Source organism: Motilimonas sp. 1_MG-2023, from assembly GCF_030547455.1.
In the GTDB taxonomy this organism is placed as follows: domain Bacteria; phylum Pseudomonadota; class Gammaproteobacteria; order Enterobacterales; family CBDFNC01; genus Motilimonas.
The window spans coordinates 78,919-96,958 of the sequence record NZ_JAUOPX010000003.1; the positions used below are offsets into that span (position 1 = coordinate 78,919).

18 protein-coding genes are annotated in these 18,040 nt (G+C 45.4%); 4 read left to right on the forward strand and 14 right to left on the reverse strand.

From position 1 onward, the window contains the following. The gene (locus tag Q4519_RS02430; RefSeq protein ID WP_303509114.1) at nt 1-798 is read left to right on the forward strand and encodes an ABC transporter substrate-binding protein; all 798 of its coding nucleotides are present in this window, start codon (nt 1-3) and stop codon (nt 796-798) included. 87 nt (nt 799-885) lie between these two features. Here Q4519_RS02430 and Q4519_RS02435 read toward each other — a convergent pair whose 3' ends face one another. Next, a complete protein-coding gene (locus tag Q4519_RS02435) occupies nt 886-2,334 on the reverse strand; it encodes a PLP-dependent aminotransferase family protein (protein WP_303509117.1) in 1,449 nt (482 codons plus the stop codon). A 104-nt stretch (nt 2,335-2,438) separates the two neighbouring features. Here Q4519_RS02435 and Q4519_RS02440 point away from each other — a divergent pair, with 104 nt between their 5' ends. Both Q4519_RS02440 and Q4519_RS02445 read left to right on the forward strand, forming a co-directional pair. Continuing rightward, nucleotides 2,439-3,131: a pyridoxamine 5'-phosphate oxidase family protein gene (locus Q4519_RS02440; protein WP_303509119.1), complete on the forward strand. Its 693-nt coding sequence runs from the start codon at nt 2,439-2,441 to the stop codon at nt 3,129-3,131. 127 nt (nt 3,132-3,258) lie between these two features. Further along, nucleotides 3,259-5,142 (forward strand): methyl-accepting chemotaxis protein, encoded by a 1,884-nt coding sequence (locus Q4519_RS02445; protein WP_303509121.1) that lies wholly within the window; start codon nt 3,259-3,261, stop codon nt 5,140-5,142. Nucleotides 5,143-5,562: 420 nt separating this feature from the next. Here the strand turns inward: Q4519_RS02445 and Q4519_RS02450 are convergent, their stop codons facing one another. Both Q4519_RS02450 and Q4519_RS02455 read right to left on the reverse strand, forming a co-directional pair. Next, the gene (locus Q4519_RS02450) at nt 5,563-6,024 is read right to left on the reverse strand and encodes a hypothetical protein (RefSeq protein ID WP_303509123.1); all 462 of its coding nucleotides are present in this window, start codon (nt 6,022-6,024) and stop codon (nt 5,563-5,565) included. Between the two features lie 31 nt (nt 6,025-6,055). Beyond that, nucleotides 6,056-7,018: a LysR family transcriptional regulator gene (locus Q4519_RS02455; RefSeq protein ID WP_303509125.1), complete on the reverse strand. Its 963-nt coding sequence runs from the start codon at nt 7,016-7,018 to the stop codon at nt 6,056-6,058. Nucleotides 7,019-7,164: 146 nt separating this feature from the next. On the opposite strand from Q4519_RS02455, the gene Q4519_RS02460 reads away from it, so the two are divergent. Then, the gene (locus Q4519_RS02460) at nt 7,165-8,370 is read left to right on the forward strand and encodes a multidrug effflux MFS transporter (RefSeq protein WP_303509127.1); all 1,206 of its coding nucleotides are present in this window, start codon (nt 7,165-7,167) and stop codon (nt 8,368-8,370) included. 9 nt (nt 8,371-8,379) lie between these two features. Here Q4519_RS02460 and Q4519_RS02465 read toward each other — a convergent pair whose 3' ends face one another. The 11 genes from Q4519_RS02465 to Q4519_RS02515 all read right to left on the reverse strand — a co-directional run bounded on the left by Q4519_RS02465 (nt 8,380) and on the right by Q4519_RS02515 (nt 17,953). Continuing rightward, on the reverse strand, nt 8,380-9,231 hold the full coding sequence (locus tag Q4519_RS02465; protein WP_303509129.1) for a DUF6279 family lipoprotein: 852 nt from the start codon (nt 9,229-9,231) through the stop codon (nt 8,380-8,382). Nucleotides 9,232-9,322: 91 nt separating this feature from the next. Further along, nucleotides 9,323-9,871: a DUF1287 domain-containing protein gene (locus tag Q4519_RS02470; protein ID WP_303509132.1), complete on the reverse strand. Its 549-nt coding sequence runs from the start codon at nt 9,869-9,871 to the stop codon at nt 9,323-9,325. Nucleotides 9,872-9,939: 68 nt separating this feature from the next. Next, nucleotides 9,940-10,251 carry a hypothetical protein gene (locus Q4519_RS02475; protein ID WP_303509136.1) on the reverse strand — a complete coding sequence of 104 codons (312 nt, stop codon included), beginning with the start codon at nt 10,249-10,251 and terminating at the stop codon, nt 9,940-9,942. A 40-nt stretch (nt 10,252-10,291) separates the two neighbouring features. Beyond that, nucleotides 10,292-10,462: a hypothetical protein gene (locus Q4519_RS02480; protein WP_232802784.1), complete on the reverse strand. Its 171-nt coding sequence runs from the start codon at nt 10,460-10,462 to the stop codon at nt 10,292-10,294. 22 nt (nt 10,463-10,484) lie between these two features. Continuing rightward, on the reverse strand, nt 10,485-11,444 hold the full coding sequence (locus Q4519_RS02485) for a phosphatidate cytidylyltransferase (protein ID WP_232802785.1): 960 nt from the start codon (nt 11,442-11,444) through the stop codon (nt 10,485-10,487). Continuing rightward, the gene (locus Q4519_RS02490) at nt 11,441-12,151 is read right to left on the reverse strand and encodes a 1-acyl-sn-glycerol-3-phosphate acyltransferase (RefSeq protein WP_303509138.1); all 711 of its coding nucleotides are present in this window, start codon (nt 12,149-12,151) and stop codon (nt 11,441-11,443) included. Before Q4519_RS02490 ends, Q4519_RS02485 begins: the two co-directional genes overlap by 4 nt. Nucleotides 12,152-12,181: 30 nt before the next feature. Continuing rightward, nucleotides 12,182-12,643, reverse strand: coding sequence for a hypothetical protein (locus Q4519_RS02495; protein ID WP_303509140.1), 462 nt, complete (start codon nt 12,641-12,643; stop codon nt 12,182-12,184). Beyond that, nucleotides 12,640-14,076, reverse strand: a complete 1,437-nt coding sequence (locus tag Q4519_RS02500) for a phosphatase PAP2/dual specificity phosphatase family protein (RefSeq protein WP_303509143.1) — start codon at nt 14,074-14,076, stop codon at nt 12,640-12,642. The genes Q4519_RS02495 and Q4519_RS02500 overlap by 4 nt, the downstream gene beginning before the upstream one ends. Before the next feature lie 221 nt (nt 14,077-14,297). Next, nucleotides 14,298-16,166, reverse strand: coding sequence for a bifunctional alpha/beta hydrolase/class I SAM-dependent methyltransferase (locus tag Q4519_RS02505; protein ID WP_303509145.1), 1,869 nt, complete (start codon nt 16,164-16,166; stop codon nt 14,298-14,300). 67 nt (nt 16,167-16,233) lie between these two features. After that, complete coding sequence (locus Q4519_RS02510) at nt 16,234-16,845, reverse strand: CDP-alcohol phosphatidyltransferase family protein (protein ID WP_303509146.1); 612 nt, start codon at nt 16,843-16,845, stop codon at nt 16,234-16,236. Nucleotides 16,846-17,002: 157 nt separating this feature from the next. Beyond that, nucleotides 17,003-17,953 carry an AEC family transporter gene (locus tag Q4519_RS02515; protein WP_303509147.1) on the reverse strand — a complete coding sequence of 317 codons (951 nt, stop codon included), beginning with the start codon at nt 17,951-17,953 and terminating at the stop codon, nt 17,003-17,005. Between the last annotated feature and the right edge of the window lie 87 nt (nt 17,954-18,040).

Consider the following 18,040-nt stretch of genomic DNA (forward strand, 5'->3'; position numbering starts at 1 on the left):
ATGCCCTATTTGCTCGTACTTGTTGCCTTTTTTTCCCTACTTTACCATGGCGTATGTCATGGCCAGACTCAGCTTAAATTTTGCGTTGAAGACAGCGAATATCCCCCATTTAACTATCAGCAACGCAACGCAAACTCTCAGTCTGAGTTGGTCGGTTATGATATCGATTTACTTAAAAGGGTATTTTTAGCAGAAAAAATTGCTTGTGAAGTCGTTGCTCTGCCTTGGCGTCGCTGCTTAAAAGAAGTAGAGCAAGGCTTTATTGATGGTGCGATGAGCGCGTCATTAAACGAACGACGTCAACGTCTATTTATTCCCTCTGTGCCCTATTACTTCCTTCATCCCAGTTATTATTATTTAAAACAAGCGTACCCCAATGGTCTCCCCTTAGAAGATGTATCACGGTTGCTCGAGTTTGGCCCCGTTTGCGGTATCAGTGGTTTTAATTACGACAATTTTGGCATTAATCATGTGGAAAAAATATATCGAATCAAAGATTTGTATTTGTTACCCAAAATGCTCGCTCAAAAACGTTGCCGCTTTTTTCTTGCCCGAAGTGAAGTATTTTCGGCAACAATTGCCATTAATGGACTACATGATCTTAAGCAGAGCTTAGCCAGGCAGCTTATTCCCAATGTCCCGCCTGAGCCGTTTCATCTTCTCGTTTCGCCTCTATCGCCCAACAAAGATCTAATACTCTCGCTATTTAATAGCAAAGTAACCAGCCTACAATCTGCGGGTCAGCTAGACCGATTATTGGAATATCACCTTTATATTATTCAGCAATTTGAACCATAAAGCGTTAACTTTTGTTTTGGCGAAATAGCAGGAAGCTAATACAAAAACATACTATTCTAGATGACTTTTATTGCAACCGAACTGAAGCTAAGTAGCCGCTTCAAGGCGTAAAAATAGCGCTGCTAATTGCTCAATTTTGCTATCAATTTGCGCCAATGCAATATTGCCAAAACCAAGTACCGCGCCATGCCAACCCCTTTTCTTGGTATATTCGCTTCGTTCGTAATAACTGAGGGGGCGAATGATAATGCCCGCCGCCTTGGCACGCTGTGTCCACGTTTGTTCATCAATGCCTTGTTGCCATTTTAGGGTGACGTGAAGCCCAGCGGCTTGGCTCACCACCTCAATTTTGTTAGCAAAATGCACAGCAATCGCCTGCAACATCGCTTGGTGTTTTAGCTTGTATAACCGGCGCATTTTATGAATATGGCGCAGTAAATGTCCTTCATTAATAAATTCCGCTAACGCAGCCTGATTGTAGCTTGGCAATTCACCAGAAAGTGCATCTTTCGCAGCTAAAGCGGTTGCGACTAACGCCTTAGGCACCACCAAATAACCCAAGCGTAAACTGTTAAACATTACCTTACTAAACGAGCCAATATACAAAATACGCGAAATCCCCATTTGCCCCGCCAGCCCTTGCATACTGCTATAAGGGCGATGAGCAAACTGAAACTCACTGTCGTAATCATCTTCTATCACCCAACGCGAATGGGTGCTTGCCCAATCAATAATTTTTAATCGTTGTTCGGTATTTAAACTGGTGCCCATTGGGTATTGATTACTCGGCGTCATATACACTGCTTGGGCATCACTGCTTAGCAATTGGCTCATATCAACACCTTGATAAGGCGATACCTTAAGCCCTTGCTGTTGATAGCCGAAAAAATTAACAACCTTATTAAGCTGCGCATAACCAGGTTGCTCCATCAAAATAGAGTCGTTGGCTTTAAGCACACACATCAATGCAATCACGATGGCTTGTTGCGCGCCATTGGTAATAATGACCCGCTCAGGGTCGCAATGCACCGAGCGACTGGAGGCCAAGTAATCTGACAAGGCAGCGCGTAAATCTTTATCGCCTTGCAAACACTGACTGCCAAGCAACACACTCCTCGAGCCATGATGCTGCAAACACTTTTGCCAGAGCTTGATTGGAAACTGCACTAAATCCGGTACGCCGGGCGCAAACGCAGTATTGATATCAAGGGTAGAAGTACTATGACTGGTTGCGACATACTGCTTTTCAACTTGGGCATTAAAATAATGTTGCGGCAAGGCCACCGCGACATAAAAGCCAGAGCCAACTTTACTTTCCAGATAGCCCTCGGCTACCAATTGTTCATAGGTAGCAATCACCGTATTGCGGCTGACAGCCAAATGCTGTGCCAGCGCGCGCGTTGACGGTAAGCGCGCCGATTTAGGCCAAAGCTGCTGCACAATTTTATCGCGAATGGCATGAAACAACCTATCTTGTTTTGAATTGGCGCCGTCCTGTAACACGAGGTCACCGCTATCGATCAAACTATTGGACAAATTGGACCCCTCAATTAGACAAAATTGGCTCTAAGTAAACTACCAGTTTAGCACTACATTGCAAGTCATGGCCAAGTGGCTAACGACCAAACAAGGAATACAATATGTTATCAAGCACACCTCGGACACAAATTAAGAAAGGAGCGCATAAAGCGGTCTTCGAACAGACGGCCTTACATCAAATTATTGATGAGAGTCTGATTGCTCATATCGCCATTAATGACAAGCTGTCACCAAGCCAACATGGCCCAATAGTGATCCCTATGCTGGCATGGCGCGTGGATGAGTACGTTTATATTCATGGCGCCAATAACAGTCGTCTATTGCGAGGTTTGCGCACAGGCGTTAGCACTTGTCTCACTTTCACACTATTTGATGGCTGGGTACTGGCGCGCTCTGCCTTCCATCACAGCGCTCATTATCGCTCGGCGGTAGTACTCGGTGAGTTTACCGAAATTACTGATAATCAAGAAAAAGACACGCTACTCAATCATTTTCTTGAACAAATCGCGCCCGGTCGGACTGAAGAAGTGCGCCTGAGTAACGACAAAGAGCTCAATGCAACCTGTTTACTGCGCATCCCTCTTACCGAAGCGTCGGTGAAAATAAGCCAAGGAGAAGTCAGCGATGATTTAGCCGATCTTGAATTACCAACCTGGGCAGGCTATTTGCCCTATCAAACCAAAGTTGGGCCACTGCAAGCTGTCGATGGGTTAGCGCAAGAAATTACAATGCCCGACTACAGCGGCGCCTATGGCAATCGCTGGCAAGATCAAGATAAAAGTAGGCCAACGTAATATATTACATACCTGACAGAATATTTTATATTACAGTGATTAACAACAAAATATCAGAATAAAACACATGAAAGGATAACGGTAAGTAGATAATATATCACTAACACTTAACTCATATTATGAAAACATGAAATTAACATTAAAGCAGAAGCTTATTGGTGCCAGCCTATCGGCTGTCGTGCTCATGGCGATGGTATTAACTTGGCTATCCGCAGATCAACTCTTTGCCCAAACTCGAAATGGTGTATATGCCCGCGCGGCAAGCTTAGCGACCACGGCATCGGAAGGTATTTCTGATTGGATTGCCATTCGAAAAGATATCACTGCAGCCTTTAATGACTACGCCAAGCAACCCGATGTGGTGCCATTTTTACAGCAAGCGCGTAATGCCGGTGGTTTTGATGATGTTTTTATGGGCACGCCAGCTGGCGAGATGTTTCGCTCACACCCTGAGCGAAATCGAGCCGACTACGACCCGCGCCAACGACCTTGGTATAAAGATGCATCCTCGGCTGGAAAACAAATCATCACCACCGCTTATCAAGACGCCATCACGCACTCGCTGCTGATCACAATTGCCGAGCCCGTCCGCCAAAATGGACAACTTGTTGGTGTAGTTGGTGCTGATGTACTGATTGATCAGTTAATCGAAGATGTGATCAATGTCGATGCTGGCAAGCATGCACAAGCGATGTTAATTGATGCTCAAAACGGTACTTTCTTAGCTCACCCAGATAAAAACTATTCCCTTAAGCCTGTCTCTTCGCTTGCATCGTCTCTCACTATGAGTGCCATTGAACAAGCTATCAATAAACGAACCATCGAAACGATAGCACTACAGGGCCAAGAAAAGCTTTTTTACTTTACCAAAGTGCCTGATACTAAATGGATTTTTGCTATCCAGATGGACCGAGCAACAGAAGAGGCGTCTCATACTAAGTTATTAACTGATTTGATCATTACCGCAATTCTTATCACCATTGCGGTAGTTGTGTTGGTATCGTGGCTGGTGAGCTTTTTATTCCGCGATTTGGGCCGAGTATCAAAAGCGTTAGAAGAAATAGCATCAGGCGAAGGCGATTTAACCCAACGTTTAGAGCCGAAAAGTAACGATGAAGTTGGTCAACTCGCCCTTAACTTCAACACCTTTGTCGGTAACATGCATACCATGGTGACTAAACTCAGCCATATCTCTGCCGTTTTATCAGAGCAATCAGCACATACCGCCAACAGTGCCAAAGAGCGCAGTGCCCGCATTCGTATGCAGCAAGATGAAATTAATATGGTCGCTACGGCGATTAATGAAATGGCAGCAGCCACACAAGAAGTGGCCGGCAATGCCGAAGATACTGCTCATAATTCAACGGAGGCCGTTAGCGCTTGTGTTCATGGTTCGGGTCAAGTTGCGCAAACACAGAGCTCAATTCAGAACTTAGCGCAAGAAGTGCAAGTGGCCACTGATGTCATTCAAGAATTGGACACTCATGGCAAACATATCAGCACGATCCTTTCGACCATTCAAAACATTGCTGAACAAACCAACCTACTCGCCCTCAATGCTGCCATTGAAGCCGCTCGTGCTGGCGATCAAGGTCGCGGTTTTGCCGTGGTTGCTGATGAAGTTCGCGTGTTAAGTCAGCGTACTCATGCCTCCACCAAAGAAATCCAGCAGATGATTGAAACCCTGCAATCCACCACCGGAAAAGCAGTTGGCATTATGAATGACAGCCACCAACTAGCGGGAACCAGTGTCGATGATGCGAACGCGGCCATGGCCAGCTTAACGCAGATCCACAGTGCGGTTGAGCGTATCAGTGATATGGCAACACAAATTGCCTCAGCAGCGGAAGAGCAAGCGTCTGTTACCTCTGAGATCACTCGTAATACTGAAGGCATTCGCGATGTTTCTAACGATCTGGCGCAAGAAGCACAAGAAGCCGCCAGCCAAGCAACCCAGCTATCAGAGTTGTCACATGAGTTAGAACAAGAAATCAGCCGCTTTAAGCTGTAATCAGCTTGAAGATGTTGTTTGCAGACAGTCAATAATAAGTCCCTATCACCTTGAGCAGCAATACGCTTGAGGTGATAAGGCTGCTTTATATCATTCAGTAACTTGTGCAGTTGGTACTTGGAGCGAAGGTACAACATACTTCAATTTTAAGTAAATACACGACTATTCCCATTATTTCTAGACATAGTTATGCCTCTTAAATTGAAGATTGAAAGCTCACTAGAGCTTTTTAAGAAAAAAGGCTTTCATGCTTATTTGTGCATCTTGTACGCTCTTATGTTTTTGTTGCTTAGCCTAACCTTTTGGTCAAAAACAAGGAACATAATGCTGTTAAAGTGGCTAATAAGACGAGGACACACTCTTAAATCTACAATCCAAACTAGCTCCCGTTTCTTAAGCAGAGTGCACCAGCTAACTAAATTAGAAAGTAAAAGATGCCCTGCTCTTGTTATTAATTTCATCGTAAGCAGATAATATTTGATGTATATCCCAGTTTTTCGTGATCCAAATTGTATATGCGACACAAGATAGGTGCCAATTGAATGAGCTTCGATCTGCAAGCTTATTGTAAACATGCTCCCTCGCCACCAGATTGCTTATCTTCAAGCTTGGATAATTTTGAAAACAGATCTCATCTTCGACAGCATTGTTCCCTACACAGTAAAATAATGCTGCATAGCCATAGGGAGAGATAGGTTTGCTCGTTGGTGTACCAGTGTTATGGTTAGTTAACCAAATTTCCAGCTCTCTTTCCTCGCTCTGTTTCACCTTAGAAGGCACAGGCAACCCATCTATTTTAGACAGCCCCCACCAGTATATTAGCTGCGGTGAAGTAGCAAGAATAAAGGTAAAAAATAAGAGACTCAGTATTAACTTTTTCATTGGTTACTGATCCGTTTTAGCACTCTAAGCATCACTTCCTCTGCTGCGCCTTCGACACGCTGTTACAAATCAACTCTCTGATCCATTGATGGCCAGGCTCATCGTTGTTGCGCTCGTGCCACAGTAAAACATAGGCCATTGGGGCAAAGTCAAACGGCAGGGGGATTTGCTTTAGTGGGTAAATTTTTTGTGCGTGCGCAACAAAGCTGGATGGCAAGGTAAACACCAAATCGCTGTAGGCACACACACTAGCAGCACCGTAAAAATCTGGTAAGGTGCTAATAATATTGCGCTGTTTATTTTGCGCTGCTAAAAAATAATCCAGCGCCCACCACTCTTTACCCTCACAGCGCACTTGCACATGGTTTTGCGCTAAATAGCTTTCAAGCGTCCATAAGTCCTGCTTGACTAAGGCGAGTACGGGATGATTTTCACGCACTAAGCAAATTTGCCGATCAACAAATAGAGTCGCGCAAGCAACGCCTTCGGGTAAATCATCTACCTTCAAGCGGCTATCATCGGTGAGATCTCGCCCAGTAATCGCAAAGTCTAACTTGCCCCGCTGCAACCCTTGCATCGAGTTTTCTGCCCAGCCAAAAGTATCAAGACGAATATTAGGCGCTTGTTGTAATAACGGGCCGATGTAGTCAGGCAGTAAAGTGGCATAGGCACTTTCGACCATGCTAATGGAAAAGTGCCGCTCGCTACTGGCGGGATCAAAGCTGGGCGCAAGGGTTAGTTGATGTAAACTTTGCAGCAAGCTCGGCAGCTGCTGTTTTAATTGCAAGGCATGAGCGGTGGGTTTTAAACCATAAGCCGTGCGAGTGAACAGCGGGTCTTCTAAGCTGCAGCGTAAACGATTGAGGCTTTTACTCAGGGCTGATTGGCTTAAGTGCAAGCGGATCGCGGCGCGAGTGACGCTCTCTTCTTCAAGCAGCACTTGTAGTATGACTAATAAATTAAGGTCTATTCGAGACAGGTGATCTGTATTCATTGTAATGCCTATGGGATCCAGTTTTATTTCAACTTAGTTTTTAAACTCAGTTATTCCAAATCAGAAAATCTTTATTGAAATAATGCCATTTCTGTTCATACCACGCATCTATTAAACTGCGCGCCTACACCTAAAAAGAGCATGTTATGAGCCGCAAGTTATTACCTATTTTAATGTCAATGGTGGTATTAAGCCCGTTAGCCATCGACATTTACTTACCTTCAATGCCTGAAATGGCGGCGGAGTTCAGTGTTTCTGACACCCAAATTCAGTCGACTTTAGTGCTATTTATCTTGGCCATGGGGATCGGGCAAATTTTGATTGGCCCCCTCGCCGACCGCTTTGGCCGCAAACCCATCGCGCTATTTGGTATCAGCTTATACATTCTGAGCAGCTTATTAGCCGTGTATGTCAGTGAATTTCAATTCTTGCAACTGGCCCGAGTACTACAAGGCATTGCCGCTTGCGCCACCTCAATTGTGGTGTTTAGTGCGGTGCGTGATAGTTTTTCCAATCAACAAAGTGCGCAGTATTACAGTTATTTAAATGGCGTAATTTGTGTGATCCCCGCGTTAGCGCCCACTTTAGGCGGCTTGCTAGCATTACAATTTGGCTGGCGCTCAACCTTTATGTTTATGATGGCTTACGCCATTATGGTACTAATGGTGGTGGCGTTTAAATTACCTGAGACGCGCCCAACTAACACCATTACAAACGGCCCTTTATACCGTTGGAGCCGCTATCAACCTGTGCTAGCCAACAGCCATTTTGTGTTTTATGCCCTGACATGTATGTTCGCCATGGCCGCCATTCTAACTTATGTTTCTTATGCACCAAGCTGGGTGATCAAGCATTTAGAAGTTTCAGAAATGAGCTTTAGTACGCTGTTTGGTATTAACGCGCTGATTAACATCGCCGCTTGTTTTACCGCGCCTAAAGTGATTAAAAAGCTCGGTAACCGCAGCACGGTGGTATTGGCATTGTGGTTAATGTTGGCCTCAGGAGTAATGCAACTGATCGCGCAAATGTTGCCCAGCTCAAGCGGCTTACTCTCTGCCATTTATTTTATGACGCCGATGTTGCTGCTATGTATTGGCTTTGCGCTACTATTAGGCCCTGCCACCAGCATGGCATTAAGTGGATTTGGCGAACGTGCAGGCACCGCGACCGCGATGCTTGGGTGTATGCAAATGAGCGGCGCAGCACTGTTAACCGGGCTGGTACAATTAACCGATTTAAGCGCCCCCTATGCCAATGTTTTAATGCTAGGTGGCGGCGCAATCACCTTATTACTTACCATGGCTATACCACGCCTTGGTCATTGGCATCATGAGCGACTAGAAGTCGCTTAATCCATCAAATTACTCACGTAGAAGCGCAGCGATTTCCTCATTATATTCGTTGATTTCATTAACAAGGTGTTGTCGCTGCGTCTGACTTAATAGATTATTCATACTAAGTAGAAATTGGCGATACTTAAGCACATTCGCTTGATGGCGAGTCTTAAGCTGCTCACTGCGATAACCCTCGGGAGTGAGTAAGTCTTCTGCTAAACGTAATTGCTTTTGCTGATCGGGTGCTTGGATGAGTTCAAGCAACTGAGTTTTCAACGCTGCTTGATAGCCTGAGCGATAGTCAAGCCACAACATGCGGTTATCCAAATAGTCATCAAGTGCGCGACTGGCTAGTTGTTCTTGCGCAACATTTAGGGAGCCAAGCCAATCATTCAGATCACTTGTTAATTCATCAAGGGCTTGCTCTTTTTGCTTTTGCGGTGATTTAGCGAGCTCTTTTAACAATTCATCACGCTTCTCAGCATTACGCTTAGCCAGCTCGGCAAAAAGCTGCTCCACCTGCTCCTTGCTTAACATAGGTGCCAATGCCACCAACTCCGGTACCACTTTTTGTTTAAGTCTTTGCCAATGCTCACTTATTTGTTGATGATGATATTCCAGCCTAGCCATAGTCAACGTTTGTTCAGCAACATCCTGTTGTAACTGTTTGAGGTGGGCTTGGTATTTAGGTAATTCTTGATAGCGATGCCACAGCTGCCAGTCGTAAAGTTTTTGGTCAATTACCTTTTTTTGCTCTGATGTTAATTCAACATAGTCATCAAGATACCAGTAAGCCAACCAAGTTAAATTGTTGTAAGTAAACTTAGTTGAGCAACCAGTCATCACTAGTACCAAGGCAATCAACAACGCTTTTTTCACAACAAAGGCTCCCATGCAACTGACGAATTGAGGTGAAACCTCATCATTTATAACATTACGCCGCCAAGCTTATTTTCGGTCAAATCTTGCCTTAAGGCTGAAAACGATAGTGCCCAGTAATGGGGTAATCAAACAGCATGCTCTCTCGTCGTGGTCCATAACCGATATTGTGCACCACCCAAGGCGTATCACCTTCACTATCGGGCGCGGGTACTAAAATGCCAATATGGGGTAAATTGCCTGGCAGCATCCAAGAGACTATATCGCCCGCTTGATAATCAGCTCCATTTTGGCTGATAGGTAACACTTGACCGTGACGGCTAAAGAAGGTTTGCAAGTTCGGCACACGGCGATGGTCAATATTGCGATCGGTGCGCGTTAAGCCCCAAATACGTTTCGACGGATACGCGCTAAAATTAGCCGCCATATCTTGATGTACTAATTGTTGTAAATCGATGCCGAGGGCGCGGTAGATGCGCACTAACACATCAGTACAGACGCCGATATTAGCTGGCACATCGCCATTAGGATAAGGAATGCTGATATAACGGCCGTCATAACGCACCTCTTGTGTGGTGCGATACAGGGCCTCTTCGACTAAGTTATCAGCAAAAGAATTGGCCCATACTAACGGTGCCATGAATATCAGTAAGAGGCTGGTTAAATAACAGAGACGCACGTTAAGCTCCTTGATTTATATCGCTAATACTATCCGTTGTTAGTTTTGACTGAATGCACCATCAGCCCAGCTTGGCTTAAGCCGACCAGCAAACTTGCATCTAATGCGACAGGTATAATCAATAAACGATGGGTTTGCTTCGCTACGAAGGCGCTACATCGCTGCGGGTATTTAATTTGCACTAACTGGTCGCAATATTCAGTCAATAACATGGTTTTATAGGATTGCGCATCCAATGTACTTAACACTTGCGCTTGAGTCATGCCCAGAGTGAGCTTGCTTTGCGCGCGATCTGGCGAGCTAACAGCCAACGCCATCAGGCCAACCAGCAAAATGAGCAAACCCCAACCTAGCTTATCGGCCCATTTTCAACTTTACCTTTTACCTGACGCACTGCCACTTCAGCTTGTCTTTGTTGCGCATTCTCGACCATAAATCACTGCCTTGAGCTTCACGCCAATAAGGCTGCGCAGGGTTAATGTATTCTTGGACTTCCACCGACACAGAAAACTGCTCTAGACGTAAACGCCACTTCCCTGTTAATTTTTTCATTACACGGCCTCCTTCTCTCACCTTAAGTCCACCAATAACGTACTAAATGAAAAAACACCGGCGCAGCAAAACACACAGAGTCAATACGGTCAAACATGCCGCCATGACCTTCTATCATGTTACCCCAATCTTTCACACCGCAATCACGTTTAATCGCCGACATCACAATACCACCGGCAAACCCCAGTAAGTTTACCAACAAGGCAAATAGTGCGGCCTGCCAAGGCTGAAAGGGCGTAATGGCATATAACGCCGCGCCCACTAACATAGAAAGGGCAATACCGCCGACAAAGCCTTCTACGGTTTTTGATGGCGACAGCGTTGGGGCTATTTTTGTTTTACCAAATAACTTACCACACACATATTGCAGCACATCAGATAATTGCACCACTAAGATCAGCCAAGCAATCAGTAATAAATTACGCCCTTCAAAACCTTTAATATCTAACAGCAACAACGCAGGAATCGCAGAAACACAATATACCGCAATCATTAATCCCCATTGTACCTTGCTGGTTCGCTCTAAAAAACGCGCTGTATCACCACCAAGAGAGGATAAAATTGGCAGCAATAAAAACAAATACACAGGAATAAAAATCACCCATAAGCTGTACCAACTAATGCCAATTAAAAAATACTGCATCGGCAAGGCAAAATAAAATGCCGCGAATAACGCTGGGTAGTCACTGTTACGAGTTGGCACTAAGGTGAGAAATTCACGCAGCGCATAAAACGAGATAAAGAAAAACAAGATGGTCACACCGAAATGGCCAAAATGAAAAGCAATGGCGAGAACACCGATCATCACCCACCAAGCATTGATGCGGGCAACAAGGTTTTCAAGTACTGGGCTTTCAACCACTGGCAACCCTGCTTTGCGATAAACGTGGGCACTACGTAGCTGCAATATTTTGCCAATGGCACTGGCCACACTTAAGAAAATGGCCAAACCCGAGAACAACCAAATCATATCCTGACTCATTGCGCTTCTCCCGGGGCTTGAGCTAATAGTGCGCGTTGCGCTCTGGCTAAAAAGGCGGCTTTATCTTCGTCGCCGTCATAAAGGATCGGCTCACCAAAATTCACCGTGCACAATAAAGGCAAAGGCAAACTGCGACCTTTTGGCATCACACGGTTAATGTTGGCTATCCACACCGGTACGCATTCTACTTGCGGGTGTTGCTGTAACAAATGAAATAAACCTGCTTTGAAAGGAAGTAAAGGGGTTGTGCTTAATGCTGTAGCCGATGTAACGGGTTGCGCGGACGTTGGCTCGGTCAGGTTTCGCGTTCCTTCTGGGAATAATATAAGCGAGTCACCTTGGCTCAAAGCATCTAGCATAGGTTGCAATGGATTCACTTGCTCATTTTGCTCACTTTGGCTCTTTTTGCCACGAGCAATTAGCACACCATTAAACACTTGATGAATAATAAATCGGCGCACCTTGCTTGATTGCCAATAATCGGCGCCAGCGACTGGTCGCACACTTGAGCGTAATTTGGGGTTAAGCGAGGCCCACAATAAAACAAAGTCGCCATGACTGGTATGATTGGCAAAATATACCCTTGCCTTGGCTTTGGTATCAACTTTAGGAACTTGCCCTAACGCCTTCGCACCGGTGACTAACTTAGCAGCCGTGATTATCAGCCACCCCACCAAAGCCCCTAAAGGTTTAATAAAAAATGCCACTGAATGTCCTTTCGAATGAATAAATCATGATTACAACACTAGGCTGAGTAATAAAACAAGCAACATCAATAGCTGTAATACCACACAGAAAAACTGTCGTTTCAATAAGCGCAGCGCACCTTGGCAGCGAGATTGCAGTACCCGTGTTTGTTGCGGCGTTTTGATTAAACCAAGTGCCGCAAGTTCGCTGTCAAGCGCCCTTAGCATGGGGTCAGTATCTTGAGCGGTGGCCACGCCTTGCTGTTGCCACAACACGGCTAATTGAGTAAATAAGTCAGCATCTAAGCTTACCCGCAAAGCATACATTTTCTGGGCCAAACCCACTAACAGCAAGATAATCAATAACCCTAACTGCCACGGCGTTATCATTAAAGCACTTTGTAACATCAGCATCAAAATGCTAAGGGCCGTAACACAGAGCGATAATTGGTCTAGCTCTGCGCCGCGCCTAAGCAAGCTAATTTGAACACCTAATTTTATTGGTAAGCTCATTCTTGCTCCTTATGAGTCAAGGGTTGACGCTTATAATGCTGCTTGTTTTGCTTCGCCACGGCTGCGCGATGGCGCTGATAATTAATAAATTCAGGCAACAACTGCATCTGCGCCAATGCCGCTAGGTGATAAGCTTTGATCACTACTTGTGGCCGCGCTTGTTCGATTAACCCTTTAGCGCTCTCAGGTGTTTGCGCCTGACCACTTAACAACAACCACGCCATTAACGCCACACTGCTGCGTGAATAACCAAGGGCACAATAAACAAGAATAGGCTGATAATGTGCATGATTAAGGGAGTCGATGGCTTTTGCCGCCTGCCAACATTGCTGTGCACTTAAGGGCGTAAGGTCGAGCACATCAAGATGTTGATAGTGATTGCCTGTACTTAACTGCTTGGATAATCGAATCGGTAATTCCGGACACATATCCATTAAACCAACATATTGCGCCGTCTCACTCGCACTCGGTTTACGACCAAGCCAAACACCGTTCACCACTTCGTTCGCAGTCGCTTGTCCTCGGGTCCACAGTCTAGAATTAAGCCAAGCGCCCACTAAATAAGGCGTAAATAACACTGTCGCCGCTAAACTTAATCGCCCAGAGTCTTGTTTTTGAAAGCCCATGGCGCCGCAGAATGTGTAGTTAAATGCCACCAGTAACAATGACACGCAAGGCCAAAGCAGTATCAAGGTAACGCCCGAAAAGTGCGCCGCAACTACGCCACACAAGATGCCAGCGAGACCATAGTAACTAGCCAAAGCATAATGTGGCTTAACCTTGCCATGACGCCAAAACAGCAGTGGGCTGCGCCCTGTATTAGGCCAACACCAGATACAGAAAAAACCGGCTAATACGCCTGTTGGCAAGTCGATAAAATGATGCTGCCAAGTGGTGAGTACGGATAAACCGATTAAGGCAAACCAGCCATGGGTCAGCCAGCGCCACACCCCTTTAAGGTGCTGAGCAAAACAGGCCCACAACACAATGAGCAAGGTGATATGCAGTGATGGCGCTTGATTATAAGGCTTATCAAAGCCCATCAAAATATCAAATAGAGTGCCAAACACTCCAGTTAACTCTGGCCGCTCAACACTAAAATGCAACGGCCAAAGTAAAAAGCAGCTAATACAAACCACTTGCGCCGTAAGTAAACGTAGCCCTAACGCATCGACCAATTTTCGCTGGCGCGGCAATAAAAAAGCTAAACCATAAAGTAAGTCTATCGACCAATAGGGAATGATGGTCCATGGCAGCAAGGGAATGTGGCGCTCCCAAGCAAACACCACACTGCTGACTTTTGGCAAACTTGCAGCATACTGATTGGCAAAGCTGTAGGTAATAAAAAACAACGGGGCAAGCAGTGCCAACCAAGCCACCCCGCGCCACCATAAAATCGGAGCAGGCTGAACGTGCGAAAGCGGTTTTGACATATTCACGAACCTAACATTTGAATAAAAGCGTCATCAAGAATCGACCATGAGAAAATGGGATATTGCGTAGCAAAATGTCTTTTTCATGGATGAAAAAGCCAAGCTTACAAGGACGTACTTGCAGCGTTTTTGCTAGCAACATTTCATTTTCTAAGTGTGCAGGATTTCGCTGCTTTCGGTTTCACCTTAGTGGCTCCACCGTCGCAAGCTTATCCCCACTATCAATCCACTTTTTGCGCGATAGAAACAGTAAAAATGCCCATTTCGTCAATGCGCTGCTCAATCTTTTTAAAGCCCGCAGCCGCAACCAGCTGATCCATCTCGGCCTGACTGCGACGACGCATCACCCAAGCTTGGCCTTCACGGTGGCTGGTCAAGGCACGTGCAATCAGCTCTAACTGCGGATGCCAAGGCTGACCGGTATAAATCAAGTAACCGCCCTTTTCCATGCCTTGTGATAAGCCCGCCAACGAGCCCGACACCATAGTGTTATCACCAAATAGCTCATACAAGCCCGATACCACGGCTAAGTTAGGTTTTAGCGCCAGCGCTGCAAGATCGGCCTTATCAAAGGCATCGCCCTTAACAAATTGCACGATATCGCCAAGGCCTTTTTCTTCAATAAGGGCATTACCATCGCGGACATTTATATCACTGTAATCGCGCAGCAAAACAGCTTGCGGCTTCACCTCGGCTTGTTCAATGGCGGCTAAAATATAGCGGCCATGGCCCGCGGCAATATCCACCAGCTTCACTTCGCGCTGTTCATTTTTCAGCTTATCCATCGCCTTAGCGAGTAGCTCTTCTAAATTGACTTTGCGCTGGCGTATACCCTGCCAGCCCACTGAGTTTAAATAGTTTTGGTCAATTAGCTCGCCAATTTTATTAGTGCCTGTCGGCTTGTTGCGATAAACGTAATCTAAGGTGCTGCCCGAATCAAATCCGGTATCAAAGCCCAGCTTCACCCCGGCAGAATAGCGACTGGTAAACGCAAGCGTTGAGCGATAAAAATCCCAAAAACGCGCACGTAATGAACCTTTTGGCAACGGCGCGGCAAGGGATTCAGCCTCGGCGCAAAAATAACCGCTTTTATCGGCGTTAAGTAAATCATTGGTTTTGCGCGGCTCGGCAAAGCGCTGCTCAACAAAACGTTTAATGCGGGCTAATGCTTGTGGCCGCGCCAGCTCACCTAAGGTGTCATGATAAAAGCCAGGCAGAATGTGCTGCTCTTTACAATCGCTGCTTAAGCGTTCAAAAAATTGCTGCTGTGGCTTGCGACGTACCACCCAATCATCGCCTGAAATCAATAGCTGAGTGGGCACATTGATCGCAGCAGCATCAGCCACCACGCGTTTAGCTGCGTCGTGCAACCCTAAAAGCATTTGCACCGAGATAGGTCTAGCAATCAAAGGATCGTTATCAAAAGACGCAATACGCTCGGGGTCGTGCGTTAAAAACTTCGCCTTAACGTAGCTGTTAACAAAGAAGTTGCCTTTAAACTGCTTTAACAAACGCAGACCCGGTATGGCAAACGGCACATATAATTTAATGCTAAATGCCGGTGATGCTAACACCAACGCGCGAATATTCGGCGCGTAATCATGTACCCAAGTCGAGGCCAATACCGCGCCCACACTTTGCGCTAATACAATCGTTTGCTCAATATCCACTTGATGCTGCGCCGCTAAATGGTCCATAAAGGTTTGCACATCACGCACACTGGTGCCAAAGCTTGGGCTGTCACCGCGCTCACCAGGCGATTCACCATGACCACGGGCGTCCCAAGCAAAAAAGTCACAATCATCAAGGCCCAGTTCATCAACTAAATGTGCCATTCGCCCGCTGTGCTCATGGCCACGGTGAAACATCACCACCGTTTTACGCACCCCTTGATTTGGCGATTTTGCGGGCCAGTAACGGTATTTCAGCGCGACGCCATCATGAGTTGTAAAACTTAAGAGGGTTTCTTTTTCATTGATAGCCTCAGCAGCACTCTCTGAGTTTTCAACAACCTCCGCAACGGTTTGATTAGCTAAATCCTCTGTCTCAGGTCTATCAAGGGTTGCGTCATGTTCTGTAACGGTATTCATAATGCGTTTCCTAATTTGCAAGCTGTTAAAATAAACAGCTGAAAAATAATGACCTAGGTTGGTTCCGTTAAACGTGAGTAGCTGACTCAGCTAAACCGCGTCGAACCCGATTGACTATGGTAATGAGCAGTAATAACAAAGTAATAACTAAAATGGTGTTAAACCAAAAAGTTGAAAGCCAATTTAAGGGCCAAAGTGTCGCCAATAAACCAAATACAAAGGCGCGATCGCTTTTTCCCATCGGGCCATCGTAGCGCCGAGAAGCACCAATCATTAAACCCAGCACACCGGCAAACTCACTTAAGCTAGCCAAGAAGATAATCCCTAGCACCAAGGCGGGCTCAATACCAACCAGCAAAGCGAAAGGTAAAAAGAGTGCGGTGTCAGCAATCACATCAGACAATTCATTAAGGTAAGCGCCAAGACTAGACTGCTGTTTGAATTCTCGCGCCAACATGCCATCAATAGCATTAAACGCCATGCGCAAGAACATCCAAATCGGTAACAGAAAAAACCAGTTGGCATTTAAGGAGGGTAAACATAAAAAGCCGCCGAGTAGCAAAGAAATAACCATGGCCAGCAGCGTGACTTGATTAGCCGTCACGCCACGCTGATAAAGCCAACTCACACTCGGGCGCAGCAAACCCTGAAAGCGTGATTTTAATTTATAAATGGACAAATTTAAGCGCCTCACAGCACATGGGGAGTTTATATTAACGAATTAATAACAATCGTTTAAAGCAATAAACCTAATTGAGGCGCAGATTATCAAAGCAATTGTTCGAGTCAATTTACTTATCATGCTTTTGTGAAGGTAAAATAAAAAAACTAACGCTTTATTGCGCTAACCATACCAATAGTACAGATAGTGTTACCGTGCTTAACATCGTCGACATCAGTATCGCCGCAGCTAACACGCCTTTAATTCGCTCTGCTTGTGGATGATTTAGATAACGCTGAGCAAATGCATAACTGCTAACACCTACAGGTAACGCCGCTGCTAGAATAGCTGTAGTCGACCATAACGGTTCGAGCTCAAAACAAAAAAGCACTAAACAAGCCACCAATAGTGGAAATATGCCCATTTTAAATGCCACTAAAAGTAATGCAGCAGAAAGGTGTCCATAAATTCGATATTGAGTTAATGACATACCCAATACGACAAGAGCCAATGGTATCGCCGCCTCTCCCACTAAGCTAATAGTTTTGAACAACGGCGGGTAAACCACAATATCAAGCAGATTAAACATCGCTCCAGCCAGTAAGCTTGCGGTGATAGGACCTAATAACAATTGTTTTAAAATGGTAAATAAACTTTGTCCTAAACGATGCAGAGATAATTGCTGCCATTGGGCGGTCACCTCCCCCAAAGTAAACAAGACCAAATTATGTATCGATATGAGTATAAATAAGGGCAGTAACGCCGCCTCACCTAAGCCGTAAATCGTTAGGGGAATGCCAATAATAGCAATATTTGAATAGACGCAGCCCATGGCAAAAATACTTTGCGCAACATGCTGATAAGAAAAATATTTTTTTACAATATGAACCGCTATCACAAACACCAGCAATAGTGCGCCATAATAAGCGCATAAAAAGGTCCAAGGAATGGGAGATGGTACAACGGCTTTAGCAACACTAACGAACAATAAAGCCGGCAAGGCATAAGTGAAAACAAACTTACTTAACGCTTGTGACTCCGCAGACGTAACTAAGCGAGACTTAACTAGACAAAAACCTAGTAAAGTTAACACTAACGGTGGTAATACAACATCGATTACTGGCAAAACACCCTCAAAAACGGCGACAGAGATAAGCAATCCCAATCAATAAAAAAGCCAACCTAAAAATCTAAGCTTTGAACAAATAAAATG